This is a genomic window from Niastella caeni (assembly GCF_004834005.1).
GTDB lineage: Bacteria > Bacteroidota > Bacteroidia > Chitinophagales > Chitinophagaceae > Niastella > Niastella caeni.
Genome location: NZ_STFF01000012.1, coordinates 127,446 through 143,841 on the forward strand (window position 1 = coordinate 127,446; position 16,396 = coordinate 143,841).

The window sequence follows — 16,396 nt, forward strand, 5'->3', positions numbered from 1 at the left end:
TGGGCAAGCAACTAAAATACCCCTGTGGTTGTCCTGTAACAAAGTCGCTGTTTTACAAATTGTTGTATGAAGAAATTTTTTACCTCTGTAATCATCGTCGGTGTGCTGTTTGCATGTATGCAGTTAGCCGGTTGCGATAAAAAGAATGATGGTTTTACTTCTGACGCAGTAACGGATTATGTAAACCTGCAGACCGGCAAGTATGTATTATATCGTCTCGATTCTACCCGGTTCGTTAGTTTCGGACAAAAGGATACCGTAATTTCTTACCATGCTAAAGATGTAGTGGAAGGCCAGGTTACAGATAACCTGGGCCGGGCAGGCTGGCGAATTGTACGTTACCTGCGCGATACCGGCAGTACCAGTGAAAGCGACTGGTGGCCAGTGCTTACTTACCAGGTAATTCCAACCCGGGAAAATATTGAAGTGAATGAAGCCAACTTCCGGTACCTAAAACTCGTATTACCGGTAAAAGAAGGGTATAGCTGGCGGGGCAATGGGTATTTGCCAGATAACCCTTATGTAGATCTGTACGAATTCAGCAATGATGAAGATATACAGGATTGGGATTATACCTATCACGATATAGGCATGTCTGCTTCCTTTAATAACAAGACTTACGACAGCACCATTACCGTTGTGCAGATCGCCGATTCAACCAATCTGCCGATTACTGCAGGCATACCCGCTTCTAAGACCTTTTGGGTTGAAAAGTATGCAAAGAACATCGGACTGGTGTATAAAGAAGTGGAAATGTGGGAATACCAGCCACCTACCGGCTCCAGTTCAGGATACCGGCACGGATTTGGAATAAAAATGACTATCATTGGTCATAACTAATCTGTGCGTTCACGGCTAACAGCCGAAGGTCACTTACTATAAACGACTACCTTCCATGAAAAGGACAGCTACGCTGATAATTTTACTTATTGCGTCTACCGGTTTAACGAAGGCGCAGTTTGCACGTTACATCGTTCAGTTTACCGATAAAACAGGAACGCCTTATACGTTTACGTCTTCGTCAGCTTATTTGTCTGCAAAAGCAATAGCCCGCAGGACCAATCAACACATTGCGCTCGATTCTACCGATCTGCCGGTCAACCCGGCTTACCTCGATAGCATTCGTAAAGTTCCCAATGTTACTGTGCTGAATAGTTCCAAATGGTTGAACCAGGTACTTATCAGGACCACAGATGCCGCTGCAATTACCAAAATAAATTCATTCCCTTTTGTAAAAAAGACGAACGCTATTGCGGCGAGGTCAGGTTCGCATAATAACCTCAGTAATGGGTTGGCTGAAGAAACACCCGCCTCGCCCGTTTCGGTTGAGCATGTTGCTGGCCAAACAGGTGTTAATACAGTATTTGATTATGGCAGTATGTATAATCAGATCCATATTCATAATGGCGACTATTTGCACAAGCTGGGTTTCACCGGTCGTGGGGTTACCATTGCGGTGCTCGATGCCGGGTTTTTATACTATCTCACCAATCCTGCATTTGACAGTGTGCGATTGCAGGGCCGGGTGCTGGGCACCTGGGATTATGTAAATAACGAAGCCAGCGTAAATGAAGACAATTCGCATGGGGCTTACGTTTTTTCTCTGCTGGCGAGTAACCGGCCCGGTGTGCTCGTGGGGTCTGCGCCGCATGCCAGTTACTGGTTGTTAAGAACGGAAGAGATAAGTTCTGAATATCCGGTTGAAGAACAGAACTGGGTGGTAGCGGCTGAGTTTGCCGACAGCGCGGGTGTTGATATGATCTCTACTTCGCTTGGCTATTCCGATTTTGATGGTTCGAACTTCGATTACAGTTATGCACAACGCAATGGTAATACGGCCATGATCTCAATAGCGGCTGATCTGGCCGCAAAGAAAGGGATACTGGTAGTTGTGTCGGCCGGAAACAGTGGTAATAATTCAACCGACCTGAAGTACGTTGCGTGTCCGGCAGATGCCGATAGTGTGCTCACCGTTGGTTCTATTGATGTAAATGCGAATTTAGCTTCATCGAGCAGTTGGGGGCCTAATGGCGCAGGGAAGTTAAAACCCAATATAGTGTCTGTTGGGATGAATGCGGTGATAGCTGCTGCCTCAACCGGCAACCCTACTTCGGGCAGCGGTACTTCTTATGCCTGCCCGAATTTCGCTGGTCTGGCTGCCTGTTTTTGGGAGGCGTTTCCCGAATTTACCAACATGGAGATCATCGATGCTATACAAAAGAGTGCGAACAAATACGCCAGTCCCGATTACCGGTTTGGCCACGGTATTCCCAATTTCAAAAAAGCTGTGGCGCTGCTCACCCGGCAATATGCTACGGCCATTTCAACTATTAATAATTGTATAGTTGGTATAAACTGGAAAAGCAAGGACGACACCAGTTCTGTATATACTTTGCAAAGAAAGTTACCCGGCGAAACAAATTTTTCAGTGATCAGCACGGTTGCTTCAACATCTTTATCGTTTAAGGCAAACAGCTATACATACAACGATACGCTTCGGGCAGCCGGCAGCGGTATAGTTCAATACCGCATTGTGCAAAATATGCGGTCTGCCGATACGGCCATTGTAATTGCCAGTTTGCAGGAAACGATCAATACGGTTTGTTTTCCTGATAATACATTGATCGTTGTACCCAGTCCCTTCGATCAGCAACTGCTGGTGGTAGTGAATACGCCGGATGCAGTACCTAATATGGGTATCAAAATAACCGACATGATGGGCCGCATCGTGTTTGCGAAAAAAGCCGACAAACCTGCGGGTTATTTTAGCACGCCGGTGCAAACGGGTAGTTGGAAGGCCGGTATTTATGAAGTTACGGTGTACAACAACAATAAAAGGATCTACGATCGCAAGGTGTTTAAGAAATAACTGGCTTTATCTTTTTTGAAATACAGCTCCAAACAAAGTATCGGCTTTCTTATCGTAGCCAGTCATTAATTCCTTTTCAAGTAATTGCAGCGGGTATTGTTCGCTGATAAACTGCACTACGTCTTCATTTTCCTTTTTAAATACCGAACAGGTACAATACAACAAAAAGCCGCCCGGTTTCAGGTGCGGGATGGCATGGCTTACGATCTTTTTTTGCAGGGCGCTATACCTTTCAATTTGGTGTGGGTCGAAATAATACAATTGTTCCGGCGTACGGCTCCAGGTGCCGGACCCGGTGCAGGGAACGTCGGTTATGATAATATCGAATGTAGCATGTTGAATTTCGGATGTTGAAGTAGAGATGTCGCCTATAAAGGAATTGTACTGTTTTATTCCGGCAGCAGCAAAACGCTTTTCGAGGTTACTAAGAATTGATTTTCTTACATCCGACACCGTAAGGTCAATGTGTTTGAATATATCGTAGGCGAGTATGGATTTTCCGCCGCTGGCAGCGCAGGCATCCCAGAGCTTGAGTGGTTTGTTTGCTGGCTTGTCTGCCGAAGCCTTGGCGGATGCGGAAGTCGAAGGAGTGTCTGTTGCCTCCGAAACCCTGAGCGACTTGTCTGCCGAAGCCTTGGCGGAGGCCGAAGTCGAAGGAGTGTCTGTTGCCTCCGAAACCCTGAGCGACTTGTCTGCCGAAACCTTGGCGGAGGCGGAAGTCGGAGGAGTGTCTGTTGCCTCCGAAACCCTGAGCGACTTGTCTGCCGAAGCCTTGGCGGAGGCCGAAGTCGAAGGAGTGTCTGTTGTCTCCGAAACCCTGAGCGTAGTCGAAGGGGTAGGGTCCTGAGCACTGAGCGCAGTCGAAGTGTGAATTACCTCCATCAACTCCCCAATCCGTTGCGAGCTGTAATCCTGAATCACTGCCTCGCGGTCCGTTTCAATTACGGTATCTATTTTCGACGCATTGGGTAACGCGATGCAGGTGCTGCTGATTTCCTGGAAAGTAATTCCCGCCTGTTGCAGTTTGCTTTTTACAATCTGTTCCTTACCAGGCCGCAGTCGCAGGAAGAGATCGGGCTGGGTGAGAAATGAGGAGCAGAATGGTTCATGATCTATGCTATTGCTCAATTCATTTTTCCAGGGAAATAAATCGTGAATGGTGAATGGTGAATGGTGAATGCCAGCCAGGGATATTTTTTCTGTTAATGGAAGGTTGGTTTTGTCATTCCACTCGGGTCTTAAGTGTTGCAGCAATTCATTGGGTTCGTGGCTGCAAAGGAATAAGCCGGTGAGTATGTGTTCTTCTGTCGGCAGTTGAGATGCCGCTTTTCCCAGGCGGAAGAAGGCATAACACAACTGCGAAATATTCTTCCGGTCTTTCGACCCGTATTTCTTATGCTGGCTAAAGAACTGTTTTATAAAGCTCCCAAAGGGTTGACTGCCGTTGTATTGTTGCAGCAACTGCACAGCGGTGTTCATGTGGGAGAAATACTTCATAGGGGTGCAATTTAGTTCTTGCGGCCTTATAAACTAAACATATATAAGGTATTCATGCAACTATTTTTGGTTTGATAAAACCAGTAAAAAGAGAATGCAACGGAAATGCATTTTAAGGAGTATTAAAAATGGGCTACCCTGGTAAATGAAAGAAAATTTTTAATTTAGTATACATATTTAATCGCTTTTGAATGGCAGATATTATCCATAAGCTTCTTATAAAAAATATGGTTTGCCCGAGATGTATAATGACTGTGGAAAGCGTATTGAACAGCCTCAATATTCCTTTCACCAGGGTCTCTTTGGGTGAAGTGGAAGTTCCGGCAAAGCCTACAGAAGCTGAACGGGAGCGAATAGAAAGGGGGTTACAAAAGGTGGGATTCGAACTAATAGAAACAAGGGTAAATAAAATAATTGAGGATATTAAGCAGGCGCTTATAGAATATTTATACCTGGGAATGGATGCGCAAAACACGAAGTTATCTACTTTTATAACTAAAAAAAATCCTTATGATTACAGTTACCTGAGCGATCTGTTTTCTTCTATTGAAGGAAGAACTATTGAACAGTTCTTTATACTACAACGAATTGAAAAAGTTAAAGAACTGCTTGTATACGATCAGCTCTCACTTACAGAAATATCTTATCAAACAGGGTTTAGCAGCGTGCACCATTTGTCATCCCAGTTTAAAAAAGTTACCGGGCTTACCCCTTCACATTTCAGAAAAATCGGTGCTGCAAAGCGTAAGTCGCTCGACAACATATGATCCAAAAATTATGTACATATTTCCCCCAATAGCATAAGAGGCCTCGCTGTGCATGATAGTAGTTTTGTGTTGTTGTTACTATTATCAATAAAACTTAAATTATGCAAACGACAACAACAAGGTTTTATCAATTGACAGCAACTGAGTTTGACTGGAAAATTTCAGATCAGATAACTATTAAAGTCTGGGGCTTTAATCAAAGTTTCCCTGGTCCGGTATTAAAAGCCCGAAGAGGCGATACAATGGTTATTAAAGTAAAGAATGACCTGCAGGAAGCAACGACTATTCATTGGCACGGAATTCGACTGTCGGCTTCGATGGATGGCACAGACGATGTACAAAAGCCTATACAACCAGGCGAAGAGTTTGAATACCGTTTTATAGTGCCGGATACCGGTACATTCTGGTATCATTCTCATTTCAATGAAACCCGGCAAATGGAAAGGGGGATGTACGGGGCTTTGATAGTAGAAGATGATACGGAACCGGTTTTTGATGCAGATAAAGTGCTGATGATGGATGATATAAAGCTAACCGCTGACAACGAATTCAGAAAAGGCAATTTTATTGAACGATGGATGGAACGGCATGACGGTCGCCAGGGAGATATTGTTTTATTGAATGGAAAAGAAGAACCGGAAATCAATATCAATGCAGGCCAAACTGAAAGATGGCGGTTTATAAATTCTTCCAGCGCCAGGTATATTCGATTGTATTTAGGCGGCAAAGATTTTAAAATTATAGGTACAGATGGAGGATTGCTCGAACATCCTGAAGAAGTTACCGAAGTATTGATAATACCCGGAGAACGGATGGATATTGCGGCAGGTCCCTTTACTGAAGGTGAGAATTTTTTAATTGAATCGCTGGCTTATAACCGGACCACATTTTTAAAAACAAAAGACAGGAATATTGCAACCGTTAAGGTTGGTGCTACAAAACCCTCTATTGCCAGGTTGCCATACAACTTAAGAGAAATAGAACCACTGGCGCCACAGGGTGCGGAAATAACAAGGAAAGTAAAATTCTCTGTTGGTGCAAGCTGGAAGCATGGTATTGATTTTCTTGTAAACGGCCAATTGCATAATGTTGACAAACAGGTAAACGTTGGAGAGTTACAGGTGTGGGAAGTATCCAATACAAGCCTGATGGATCATCCATTTCATTTACATGGATTTTTCTTTCAGGTAATTGAAGAAAATGGAAAAGCTCCGGTTTATAAAGCATGGAAAGACAGTTATAACCTTAAACCCAAAAGTAAGATCAAGATCGCATGGATGCCTGATAACCGGCCAGGAATGTGGATGTATCATTGTCATATTCTTGAACATCATGAAGCAGGTATGATGGGTCATTTTGAGGTGGTAAATCCTGAGAAAGGACCATCAGGTGTACATCACCATCATCACGCTCATCATCATACACCATAAAACAATAAACGAAGGTTGGCAATGGATAATGAATTTCAAGCGGCATATTAGTCTCAAAATTCGCGAGCTAACTCACCATTCACCACTCACTAAACGATCTTAAAATAAAAATGCCCCATGTTTAGCATGAGGCATTCTTATTTTATCTTTTATCGCTTACAATTCCAGCAACGCTTTCACCGGATCTTTACCAAACAATAACAGCTCCGGATTTTCCAATAAATCCTTCACCCGTACCAGGAAGCTTACCGACTCGCGACCGTCAATGATACGGTGGTCGTAGCTTAATGCCAGGTACATCATCGGTTTAACAACCACCTGTCCGTTAATGGCCATAGGGCGCTCCTGAATTTTGTGCATACCCAGGATGGCGCTTTGTGGCAGGTTGATGATCGGAGTACTCATTAATGAGCCAAACACACCACCATTGGTAATGGTAAAGGTGCCGCCCGTTAATTCATCCATTGATAATTTGTTATCTCTTGCTTTGCCGGCCAGCTCTATCACTTTCTTTTCAATATCGGCCATGCTCAGGCTTTCTACGTTGCGGATCACCGGAACGGTCAATCCACGGGGAGTAGAAACTGCTACTGAAATATCGGCATAGTCGTGGTACACCAGTTGATCGCCATCGATGTAGGCGTTTACAGCCGGCCACTCTTGCAATGCAATGGCGCAGGCTTTGGCAAAAAAGCTCATGAAGCCAAGGTTTACACCATGAGACTCCTTGAATTTGTCTTTATGCTGCTTGCGTATTTCCATGATGCGGCTCATGTCAACCTCGTTAAAGGTAGTGAGCATAGCCGTTGTATTCTTGGCTTCTACCAGGCGGCGGCTAATGGTCTTGCGCAACTGGCTCATTTTTTCTCTTCTCTCTTCGCGGCTGAACAGCGGTTTTCCGCCAGTTACTTTGCCAGGATTTGATAATGCTGCCAGTACATCGCTCTTAACGATCTTGCTATTAACACCGCTGGGGGTTACCGATTTGGGATCTACTTTTTTATCGGCAATGATGGCAGCGGCAACAGGCGTTGCCTTTATGTCGTTAGATACTGCTGTTACCGGGGCTTGTGAAGTTTGAGATGCGGGAGCTTCAGTTTTCTTACTTCCTGCTTCCGACTTCGTTTCAACCGGCGTTCCGTTGGAGCCTGCCTGCTTTTCTGGTTTGGCTGCTGTTTCATCAATAGAGGCCAGTACATCGCCAATTTTAAGGGTATCACCTTCTTTGGCTGATTGTTGCAGGGTGCCTGCCTGCTCGGCATTTACTTCAAAAGTGGCTTTTTCACTTTCCAGTTCAGCGATCACTTCATCACGTTCTACATAATCTCCGCTGTTTTTTGTCCATCTTAATAAAGTAACCTCGCTAATGGATTCTCCAACTGTCGGAACTTTTATATCTATCATAAAAAACGTTTCTTATTTATCGTCAATTTTTTTAATGGTTTAACCATCAAGCCATCAAGCCATTGAATTTTATATTGAAAATGCTGTATCAATAATTTCAGCCTGTTCCTGTGCATGCACCTTGGCGTAACCGGTAGCTGTAGCTGCGCTTGGCTGGCGGCTGATCACTCCGTAATTGATGCTCTTCAGGTTCATTTGTAAGAAAGAGGCTGCGCCCATGTTCAACGGTTCTTCCTGTACCCAGAACCAGGTGGCTTTGCTGTATTTGCGGTACAGTTCTTCCAACTGTTTTACTGGTAAAGGATATAATTGTTCGAGCCGTACGATGGCGGTGTCTTTTTTGTTTTCTTTTTGTTGGCGATCTGCGAGGTCGAAGTATACTTTACCGCTGCAGAACAATACTTTCCGTACGCGGTTGGCGTCATCTGCGTATGTATCATCGATCACTTCCTTAAAGCCGCCGCTTAAAAACTCCTGTGCAGGCGAATAAGTACCGGGATGGCGCAGGTTGGCTTTTGGTGAGAAATTGATCAGTGGTTTGCGGAAAGGCCATGCTTCCTGACGGCGCAATGCGTGGAAGAAGTTGGCAGCAGTTGTAATATTGGTTACCACCATATTTAATTCTGCGCACATTTGCAGGAAACGCTCCATACGGGCGCTGCTGTGCTCGGGGCCCTGTCCTTCATAACCGTGCGGTAACAACATGGTAATGCCATTCATGCGATTCCATTTTTGTTCACCGGCTGAAATGAACTGGTCGATCATGGTTTGCGCACCGTTACAGAAATCACCAAATTGTGCTTCCCATAATACCAGTGCATTGGGATTGGCCATGGCGTAACCATATTCAAAGCCCAATACGCCATATTCGCTCAGTAAGGAGTTGTATATTCTGAATTGGCCATTGGCGCCGGGTATGTTGCTTAGCCGGCTGTATGCTTTGTCGTTGTTTTCGTCGCGCAATACAGCATGGCGGTGCGAGAAGGTGCCGCGGCGTACATCCTGTCCGCTCATCCGAACATCTTTTCCTTCCAGTAACAGGCTGCCGTAGGCCAGCAGTTCACCGGTTGCCCAGTCAATCTTACCTTCTTCGTTATATAATTTTATTTTATCCTGAATGATCTTTTCCACCTTTTTCAATGGCTTAAAATCATCAGGCCATTTCATGAGGGCTTCAAACACTTTTTTGAAATCATCTTCTTTTACAGCAGTAACCGGCGATTTGTCGAAGTCGTCTTCGGTGGCTTTGCGTAAGCTTTTCCAGGCTAATTCAGGCTGTTGATAATGGTAGGGCAGCGGGTTCTGCTTTATTTCGTCGAGGCGTTCCTGCAGGTCGCCCCAGAATTTCTTCTCCATTTCCTTCGCCAGGTCTTTCGCATCTGCTTCTCCGTTTTCCAGCAAATAATTGGTGTATACTTCGCGTGGGTTAACGTGCTTTTCAATCAGCGCATACAGGTGCGGCTGCGTGAATTTAGGGTCGTCGCCTTCGTTGTGTCCATGACGGCGGTAACAAACCATGTCAATGAATACATCTGAATTAAACTCCTGGCGGTAGCGGGTAGCTATTTCAGCGCATTTAACAACCGCTTCTGCATCATCGCCATTTACGTGCAATACCGGCGCCTGTATCATGGCTGCCAGTGAAGTACAGTAATCAGAACTGCGGGCATCTTCAAAATCGGTAGTGAACCCGATCTGGTTGTTGATCACGAAGTGAATGGTGCCTCCGGTATAGTAACCATCGAGGTCGCTCATTTGCACCACTTCGTATACCACACCCTGGCCGGCAACAGAAGCGTCGCCATGTATTAAGATGGGTAATATTTTATCGAATTCGCTGTTGTATAAAACGTCTGCTTTTGCTCTTGCAAAACCAACCACTACAGGGTCTACTGCTTCCAGGTGCGAAGGGTTGGGCATCAGCTTCAGGTGAACGGTCTTGCCATCGGCTGTTTGCACTTCACTGCCATAACCCATGTGGTATTTTACGTCGCCGCTACCCATGGTTTGGTCGAGCTTGGCTGTGCCTTCAAATTCGCTGAAGATCTGCTCATAGGTTTTACCCATGATGTTGGCCAGCACGTTCAGGCGACCCCGGTGCGCCATACCGATCACCACTTCCTGTACGTCGTTGTTGGCGCCGGTGGTGATTATTTCGTCAAGGGCGGCAATAGTGGTTTCTCCGCCTTCGAGCGAGAACCTTTTCTGGCCGATATATTTGGTATGGAGAAACTTTTCGAATATAACGCCCTGGTTGAGTTTTTCCAGGATGCGTTTTTTCTTGTTGATGGGCAACGGCTTGCTGAAGTTCCGTTCCATTTCATTGGTGAGCCAGTCAACTTTTTTCTGATCGCTGATGTATTTGAACTCGATACCCACATGCGAGGCGTAGGTTTTCTGCATATGCTGCAGAATATTACGCAGGGTAGTGGTGCCCAGCCCGATCATATTGCCTGCGTGGAATGTTTTATCGAGGTCGGCTTCCGTAAAACCATAGAACCCGAGGTCGAGATTGGCGCCGCGGTCTTTACGCGGGCGAATGGGGTTGGTTTTAGCGATCAGGTGGCCTTTGTTGCGGTAACCCAAAATAAGGCGGTAGGCGCCCACTTCTTTTTTCCAATCGATACTTTCTGTGGCTGCGCCGGCTTCTGTTGAAGAAGCGGCACCATTTGTCCCATTTTTGCCTTGTCCCACGGCAAAGTCAAATCCTTCAAAAAATTTTTTAAGGTCGGGATCAACACTGTTTGGGTCTTGTAAGAAATCCTGATACAGGTTTTCAATAAAGGCCGGGTGGGAATTGGTGATATACGAAAAATCCTTCATGAGGATGCAATTGAAGCTTAAAGTGTATTGAGTTATTTAAAATCGGGGTACAAATATCGGTCAAAAAAGGTAGGAACGAAAGCCAATTTGCCTGATTTTGTGTTTTTTGACGGCATTTATCGCGGTGGGGAGCTAAAACCCGCACCCAACGTGCATTCTATGGTAATTTAGTGGAAAAAAGAACCGATAATTGCCTGTTTTTCATACTGGCGGAAATAGGTTCAAGAATTTTCCTGTATTATTTTTCGTTTTTTGGTGCAAATCCTTAACTTTGCATCCCCGAAAATTATTCGGATTTAAACATTGGAACGAAATGGCAAATCATAAAGCTACCAAAAAAGACGTGCGTCAAGCCGCTAAAAGACGTGAAAGAAATAAGTATTACGGTAAAACTACCCGTAATGCCATCCGTGACCTGAAAGAAATTAAGGGTGGCGCGGAAGCTGCTAAAGAGTTTCCTGAAGTAGCTTCAATGATCGACAAATTAGCTAAAAGAGGTATTATCCATAAGAACAAAGCCGCTAACCTGAAAAGCAAGCTGGCTAAGAAGATCAATACCCTGGCAAAATAAGTTTAGATTCCTATTGGCTGGTTAAGCGCTTGTACAACGAGTCGCCAACCAGATCAAAACGATATTATTTTTTTTTGTTTTTTCCTCCCGTTCACGCGGGAGGTTTTTTTATTTGGGGGAAAGCAAGGCAACGAGGCAACAAGGCATAGAGGGTGCTCGCTATTATTTCAGGTTCCCGATTTTTGGCTTCCGGCTTCCGACTTCCAACTTCCTTCTTTACTTCTACATTCGATATCCAAAATCCGATATTCAATATTTCTTCTCCGTATATTTAGCCTCCAACAGTCACACTATGAGAATATTGCTTATTCTATTATTTCCAGTATCTCTCTTCAGCCAACCCATTCTCACGAAATACGAACAAACCCACGCTAAGGAAACACCTACCTATAGCGAGATCATTTCCTGGTGGAAAATGATGGACGACCGTTTCGCTACCATTAAAATGCAGTCCATGGGCCCCACCGATGCTGGTTTTCCGCTGCACCTGGTGCTGGTATCGAACGACGGCGATTTTGATATGGCCAGTCTGCACCGGAAGAACAAACGCATCATCCTTATTAATAATGGTATTCACCCCGGCGAACCCGATGGCATCGATGCCAGCATGTTACTGGTGCGCGACATTGCCGTTCGCAAAACAAAATTGCCCGATAATGTGGTGCTGGCCATCATACCGGTGTACAATATTGGCGGTTGCCTCAACCGCAGCGCCTGGTACCGCGCCGATCAAAACGGACCGGACCAATTTGGCTCCCGCGGCAATTCGCAAAACCTCGACCTGAACCGTGATTTTATAAAATGCGATTCCAAAGAAGCCCGCTCCTTTGCGGCCATCTTTCACCAATGCGATCCCGATGTATTTATAGATAACCATGTTAGCAATGGCGCCGACTACCAGCACATCATGACCCTGCTCGCTACCCAGTATAATAAACTAGGCGGTATAATGGGCGATTATTTACATCAGGAATTTGAACCCGGATTGTACATACTGATGAAAAAAAAGGGATACGATCTGGTGCCGTATGTTGATTTTGCCGGGAATACACCCGATGCCGGTCTCACCGCTTATTTTGACGGTCCGCGTTACAGCAGTGGCTATGCTACTTTGTGGCACAGCTTTGCTTTTGTGCCCGAAACGCATATGCTGAAACCCTACGACCAACGGGTAAAGGCTACCTACGCCTTCATGCAAACGGCCATAGAATTTACGGCAGTGCACAGTGCTGCCATAAAACAGTTGAGGCTGGAAGGGAAAGCCGCGGCGCTTACACAAACCAGTTTCCCGGTGAGTTGGAAACTCGATACTACCCGGCACGAGCAGGTGCTGTTCAAAGGGTATGAAGCTGGTCAGAAAAACAGCGAGGTTTCGGGTCTGCCACGCCTGTATTACGATCGCAGCAAACCGTACGAAAAGCAATTGCCTTACTATAATTTTTATACGCCTAAGACTATCATCGAAAAGCCGGTAGCTTACATCATTCCACAAGGCTGGTGGAAAGTGATCGATCTGCTGAAGATAAATAAGGTGCAGATGATCACGTTGCCCAAAGATACCAGCATACAAGTGGAGGTATATCATATCGAAGATTATAAAACCTGGCCCCGCCAGTACGAGATGCATCACCCGAACACCGAGGTGAAAGTAAGTACCAGCAAGCAGGTGATGAAATTCAGGAAAGGGGATTATTATATTCCGGTAACTCAGGTGGCCAATCGTTTCCTGGTAACGGTGCTGGAACCCCAGAGCGATGACTCTTACTTTGCCTGGAATTATTTCGACGCTATCCTGGGCCGCAAAGAAGGGTTCAGTTCGTATGCATTTGAAGATACTGCCGCGCAATACCTCAACGGGCATCCTGATATTAAAAAGCAGTTGGAAGAACGCCGGGCAAGTGATACGGCGTTTGCCAGAAGCGCATCTGCCCAACTGGATTTTGTATATAGAAACTCACCCTATTTTGAGCCAGATTACCTGAGATATCCTGTTTACCGGGTAGTTCGATAGTTATTAAGTTATTGAGTTGTTAGGCGAACTCTTAAACTTAATAACCGGTAACTGTATTTTGTATTCCCGGTAACCGGAACCCGGTAACTGGTAACTGTATTTTGTTTTCCCTGTAACCTGCAACCTGTAACTGTATTTTGCATCCCCGGTATCCGGTAACTGGAAACCGGTAACCTAAAACTTCAGGTGCCTAACCGTTAACCCATCATTGATCAATTGTTTCAGCGAATCGATGCCTATGCGTACATGGCGTTCTACATAGTTGGCGGTAACCTTTTTGTCGCTTTCTTCGGTTTTTACGCCTTCTGGTATCATGGGCGAATCACTAACAAGTAACAGGGCGCCGGTTGGCACTTTATTATAAAAGCCTACCGAGAAAATGGTGGCCGTTTCCATATCAATGGCCATGGCTCTTACTTTTTGCAGGTATTCTTTAAAATTTTCATCATGCTCCCATACCCGGCGGTTGGTAGAATACACGGTGCCGGTCCAGTAATCAACACCATAATCACGAATGGTGGTGGAGACTGCTTTTTGCAGGGCGAATGCCGGCAGGGCGGGCACTTCGGGCGGAAAGTAATCGTTGGAAGTACCTTCGCCGCGGATGGCTGCGATGGGTAAGATCAGGTCGCCGATATTGTTGCGTTTTTTCAATCCGCCGCATTTACCCAGGAACAGGGCGGCTTTGGGTTCAATGGCGGTTAGCAGGTCCATAACGGTGGCAGCGGTAGGGCTGCCCATACCAAAATTGATGATGGTAATGTTTTCTGCGGTAGCGCATTGCATGGGGCGGTCTACGCCGATAATAGGAACGTTGTTCCATTCGGCAAACATCTTTACATAATTGCTGAAGTTGGTGAGCAGAATGTATTCTCCGAAATTTTCCAGGGACTCTCCTGTGTAGCGGGGCAGCCAGTTTTTGACAATTTCCTCTTTTGTTTTCATCTTTTATATCATTGCTTTTTTTAGTTGGGTCAATCATTAATCCCGGTAGGGATTTGTCGCGAAGGGAATTGGGCCCTCGCTCTCCGCCAGCTGGCAGATTCGGCGGGCAGGTAAGCACCTGGTCGTTAGATGGCGATAAGGTTTAAGATACTCAATAAATTTCGTTTATTTTCGGCAAATCATGTAGTTTTTTAATAATAGAAGTAACAAATAGTAGTTTTGACGCTATGATCAGGATCGAATATCCTTCTTTCCCCTTTCGCATGAAAGAAGAGGACGGCAAAGAATTTATTTTTGATGAGAACCGCCGTCAATGGCTTCGGCTGACTCCGGAAGAATGGGTGCGTCAGAATTTTCTGCAATACTTACTCCAGGTAAAGAAATACCCGGCTTCGCTTACCGCTATTGAAAAAGAGATCAGGTTGGGGGAGTTAAAAAAACGGTTTGATATATTGGTATACGATGCACAGCATCAACCCTGGCTGATGGTAGAATGCAAAGGCATGGATGTTTTATTGAACGATGCCGTATTGCAACAGGTATTACGGTATAACATAGCCGTACCGGTACCTTACCTCGTGATCACCAATGGTTCGTCCTGTTTTGGTTATTTAAGAAAAAATAACCAGTTGCAATTGCTTGACGGTTTGCCCGACTTTGGGTTTTAAGTTGTTCTTAACGCTATTTATGCTTTCTTTAGCTTAACCAATAACTAATTTATGGCCGTAGAAAAGCACAGATGGCTGAATGGTTGAATTGTTAGATGGCTGGGGTGAAGGCATGGGGGTGTTTGAATTTATTCAACCTAGCCAAATTTCGGAAATCATAACAATCAAACCATTCAGCCATCAAACAATTAATCTCTTTTATTCTTTTTCCCATTCAATGGCCGTGGTATCGTAGTGTTTCATTTCTTCAATGTTGTTGTAATAGGGCCTTACCAGGTTAAGGAAGGGCATAAAGTCGGCGCTTTTTCTAAAGCCATTTAAATGCTCTTCCATCGACGTCCAATGAATGACCACGATGTAATGATTCGGTTCTTCTTTTCCGTGAATCACTTTATAGCCCAGGCAATAAGGCGATGATTGTAGGTATCTGGCGGCATTGGTATAAGCCTGTTCAAAGTTCTTTTGTTGATCGGTAGCAATGTTGTACCGGATAATTTCAACCGAGTAATTCTTTTTCTTCTCCATATTGTTACGATTTGTTTGTGCAAAATTGTTGATCGAAATACATCCTGTTACAAACAGCAGTAATATTATCTGTTTCATGTATGTAATTGATTTTCGGCCCAAGTTAGCGGGTACAGGTGGGGGAAACAATAACTTACCTGAAAGTAAGCCCGGCCAATATTTTGTTTATTAATTTGCAGAAACTGTTTTCAATGATCAGTCTGCATAATAAAACATATACCTGTCCTGTTGATGTTACCCTCAGCTTTATTGGCGGTAAGTGGAAGTTGCTGATACTTTCTCATCTTCACCGGTTTGAAAAAAAGGGATTCAGTGAGATCAGGGATAACCTGCCGGGTGTATCAGAAAAGATGTTGAGTCAGCAATTGAAGGAACTGGAGCGTGATAAACTAATTGAAAAGAAAGTATTGTCGGCCAAGCCTTTTCGCGTAGAATATAGTTTAACTGTATTTGGAAGATCCTTGTCGCCCCTGTACCTTTTTATAAGCGAGTGGGGGATTACCTACCTGAAGGAGAATGGCATTGATTATGTGAAGGACCAGGCGTTGTATAAGTAGAAGGAATAAAGTAAAGTTTAAAACCTGATGGATATTTCCAGATGCCCGCCAAGGCCATCTTTAATTATTCGTTGCAGTGTAGAAAACCGAACATCTTTCAGGTCTTTTTCCAGTTTAGAGATATACGATTTATTGGTTCCTGAAAGTTCAGCAACCTGTTCTTGGGTTAACCCTTTTTTTTGCCTTGCTTCCTGAAGAAGCACCCCTAATTTAAATGCCTCATAACCGATCATAAAATTCTTTGAAATAGCCTTTGTAGAAGAATAGTTCCCGTATTTTGTCGTTGGCCATAAAGTTAATAAAAGTAGTCCGATCAGACAACTTCCTTT

At 44.7% G+C, this 16,396-nt stretch carries 14 protein-coding genes; 8 read left to right on the forward strand and 6 right to left on the reverse strand.

The genetic code is table 11. The features are described 5' to 3' along the window. Positions 1-66: 66 nt before the first annotated feature. Together FAM09_RS28010 and FAM09_RS28015 are read left to right on the forward strand one after the other, a co-directional pair. Positions 67-840 (forward strand): hypothetical protein, encoded by a 774-nt coding sequence (locus FAM09_RS28010; protein ID WP_136580478.1) that lies wholly within the window; start codon positions 67-69, stop codon positions 838-840. Positions 841-895: 55 nt separating this feature from the next. Then, positions 896-2,869 (forward strand): S8 family peptidase, encoded by a 1,974-nt coding sequence (locus FAM09_RS28015; RefSeq protein WP_136580479.1) that lies wholly within the window; start codon positions 896-898, stop codon positions 2,867-2,869. Positions 2,870-2,875: 6 nt separating this feature from the next. Here the strand turns inward: FAM09_RS28015 and FAM09_RS31335 are convergent, their stop codons facing one another. Then, complete coding sequence (locus FAM09_RS31335) at positions 2,876-4,366, reverse strand: RsmB/NOP family class I SAM-dependent RNA methyltransferase (protein WP_243751795.1); 1,491 nt, start codon at positions 4,364-4,366, stop codon at positions 2,876-2,878. A 191-nt stretch (positions 4,367-4,557) separates the two neighbouring features. Here FAM09_RS31335 and FAM09_RS28025 point away from each other — a divergent pair, with 191 nt between their 5' ends. Together FAM09_RS28025 and FAM09_RS28030 are read left to right on the forward strand one after the other, a co-directional pair. Next, positions 4,558-5,133, forward strand: a complete 576-nt coding sequence (locus tag FAM09_RS28025; protein ID WP_243751796.1) for an AraC family transcriptional regulator — start codon at positions 4,558-4,560, stop codon at positions 5,131-5,133. A 101-nt stretch (positions 5,134-5,234) separates the two neighbouring features. Then, positions 5,235-6,563 carry a multicopper oxidase family protein gene (locus FAM09_RS28030; RefSeq protein WP_136580480.1) on the forward strand — a complete coding sequence of 443 codons (1,329 nt, stop codon included), beginning with the start codon at positions 5,235-5,237 and terminating at the stop codon, positions 6,561-6,563. Positions 6,564-6,719: 156 nt separating this feature from the next. Here FAM09_RS28030 and odhB read toward each other — a convergent pair whose 3' ends face one another. Beyond that, complete coding sequence (gene odhB, locus FAM09_RS28035) at positions 6,720-7,967, reverse strand: 2-oxoglutarate dehydrogenase complex dihydrolipoyllysine-residue succinyltransferase (RefSeq protein WP_136580481.1); 1,248 nt, start codon at positions 7,965-7,967, stop codon at positions 6,720-6,722. Positions 7,968-8,036: 69 nt separating this feature from the next. Next, positions 8,037-10,790, reverse strand: a complete 2,754-nt coding sequence (locus FAM09_RS28040) for a 2-oxoglutarate dehydrogenase E1 component (protein WP_136580482.1) — start codon at positions 10,788-10,790, stop codon at positions 8,037-8,039. A 313-nt stretch (positions 10,791-11,103) separates the two neighbouring features. Here FAM09_RS28040 and rpsT point away from each other — a divergent pair, with 313 nt between their 5' ends. Together rpsT and FAM09_RS28050 are read left to right on the forward strand one after the other, a co-directional pair. Next, positions 11,104-11,361, forward strand: a complete 258-nt coding sequence (gene rpsT / locus FAM09_RS28045; RefSeq protein ID WP_136580483.1) for a 30S ribosomal protein S20 — start codon at positions 11,104-11,106, stop codon at positions 11,359-11,361. A gap of 292 nt (positions 11,362-11,653) precedes the next feature. Further along, a complete protein-coding gene (locus tag FAM09_RS28050; protein WP_136580484.1) occupies positions 11,654-13,372 on the forward strand; it encodes a M14 family metallopeptidase in 1,719 nt (572 codons plus the stop codon). A gap of 174 nt (positions 13,373-13,546) precedes the next feature. On the opposite strand, the gene FAM09_RS28055 is transcribed toward FAM09_RS28050, so the two are convergent. Then, complete coding sequence (locus FAM09_RS28055) at positions 13,547-14,317, reverse strand: AMP nucleosidase (protein WP_136580485.1); 771 nt, start codon at positions 14,315-14,317, stop codon at positions 13,547-13,549. A 227-nt stretch (positions 14,318-14,544) separates the two neighbouring features. Between FAM09_RS28055 and FAM09_RS28060 the strand changes: the two genes are divergently transcribed. Then, positions 14,545-14,985 carry a type I restriction enzyme HsdR N-terminal domain-containing protein gene (locus FAM09_RS28060; protein WP_136580486.1) on the forward strand — a complete coding sequence of 147 codons (441 nt, stop codon included), beginning with the start codon at positions 14,545-14,547 and terminating at the stop codon, positions 14,983-14,985. A 198-nt stretch (positions 14,986-15,183) separates the two neighbouring features. Here FAM09_RS28060 and FAM09_RS28065 read toward each other — a convergent pair whose 3' ends face one another. Beyond that, a complete protein-coding gene (locus FAM09_RS28065) occupies positions 15,184-15,588 on the reverse strand; it encodes an antibiotic biosynthesis monooxygenase family protein (protein ID WP_208025669.1) in 405 nt (134 codons plus the stop codon). Positions 15,589-15,701: 113 nt separating this feature from the next. Between FAM09_RS28065 and FAM09_RS28070 the strand changes: the two genes are divergently transcribed. Next, entirely contained in the window at positions 15,702-16,067 is a 366-nt protein-coding gene (locus tag FAM09_RS28070; RefSeq protein ID WP_136580487.1) for a winged helix-turn-helix transcriptional regulator, read from the forward strand. A 17-nt stretch (positions 16,068-16,084) separates the two neighbouring features. Here FAM09_RS28070 and FAM09_RS28075 read toward each other — a convergent pair whose 3' ends face one another. After that, positions 16,085-16,300 carry a helix-turn-helix domain-containing protein gene (locus FAM09_RS28075; protein ID WP_136580488.1) on the reverse strand — a complete coding sequence of 72 codons (216 nt, stop codon included), beginning with the start codon at positions 16,298-16,300 and terminating at the stop codon, positions 16,085-16,087. Between the last annotated feature and the right edge of the window lie 96 nt (positions 16,301-16,396).

Coding starts and splice junctions, on each gene's coding strand:
- FAM09_RS28040 (WP_136580482.1), bottom strand. CDS start 10,790: ATGAAGGATTTTTCGTATATCACCAATTCCCACCCGGCCTTTATTGAA.
- FAM09_RS31335 (WP_243751795.1), bottom strand. CDS start 4,366: ATGAAGTATTTCTCCCACATGAACACCGCTGTGCAGTTGCTGCAACAA.
- FAM09_RS28065 (WP_208025669.1), bottom strand. CDS start 15,588: ATGAAACAGATAATATTACTGCTGTTTGTAACAGGATGTATTTCGATC.
- FAM09_RS28010 (WP_136580478.1), top strand. CDS start 67: ATGAAGAAATTTTTTACCTCTGTAATCATCGTCGGTGTGCTGTTTGCA.
- FAM09_RS28050 (WP_136580484.1), top strand. CDS start 11,654: ATGAGAATATTGCTTATTCTATTATTTCCAGTATCTCTCTTCAGCCAA.
- FAM09_RS28025 (WP_243751796.1), top strand. CDS start 4,558: ATGGCAGATATTATCCATAAGCTTCTTATAAAAAATATGGTTTGCCCG.
- FAM09_RS28060 (WP_136580486.1), top strand. CDS start 14,545: ATGATCAGGATCGAATATCCTTCTTTCCCCTTTCGCATGAAAGAAGAG.
- FAM09_RS28075 (WP_136580488.1), bottom strand. CDS start 16,300: ATGATCGGTTATGAGGCATTTAAATTAGGGGTGCTTCTTCAGGAAGCA.
- FAM09_RS28070 (WP_136580487.1), top strand. CDS start 15,702: ATGATCAGTCTGCATAATAAAACATATACCTGTCCTGTTGATGTTACC.
- FAM09_RS28015 (WP_136580479.1), top strand. CDS start 896: ATGAAAAGGACAGCTACGCTGATAATTTTACTTATTGCGTCTACCGGT.
- rpsT (WP_136580483.1), top strand. CDS start 11,104: ATGGCAAATCATAAAGCTACCAAAAAAGACGTGCGTCAAGCCGCTAAA.
- odhB (WP_136580481.1), bottom strand. CDS start 7,967: ATGATAGATATAAAAGTTCCGACAGTTGGAGAATCCATTAGCGAGGTT.
- FAM09_RS28055 (WP_136580485.1), bottom strand. CDS start 14,317: ATGAAAACAAAAGAGGAAATTGTCAAAAACTGGCTGCCCCGCTACACA.
- FAM09_RS28030 (WP_136580480.1), top strand. CDS start 5,235: ATGCAAACGACAACAACAAGGTTTTATCAATTGACAGCAACTGAGTTT.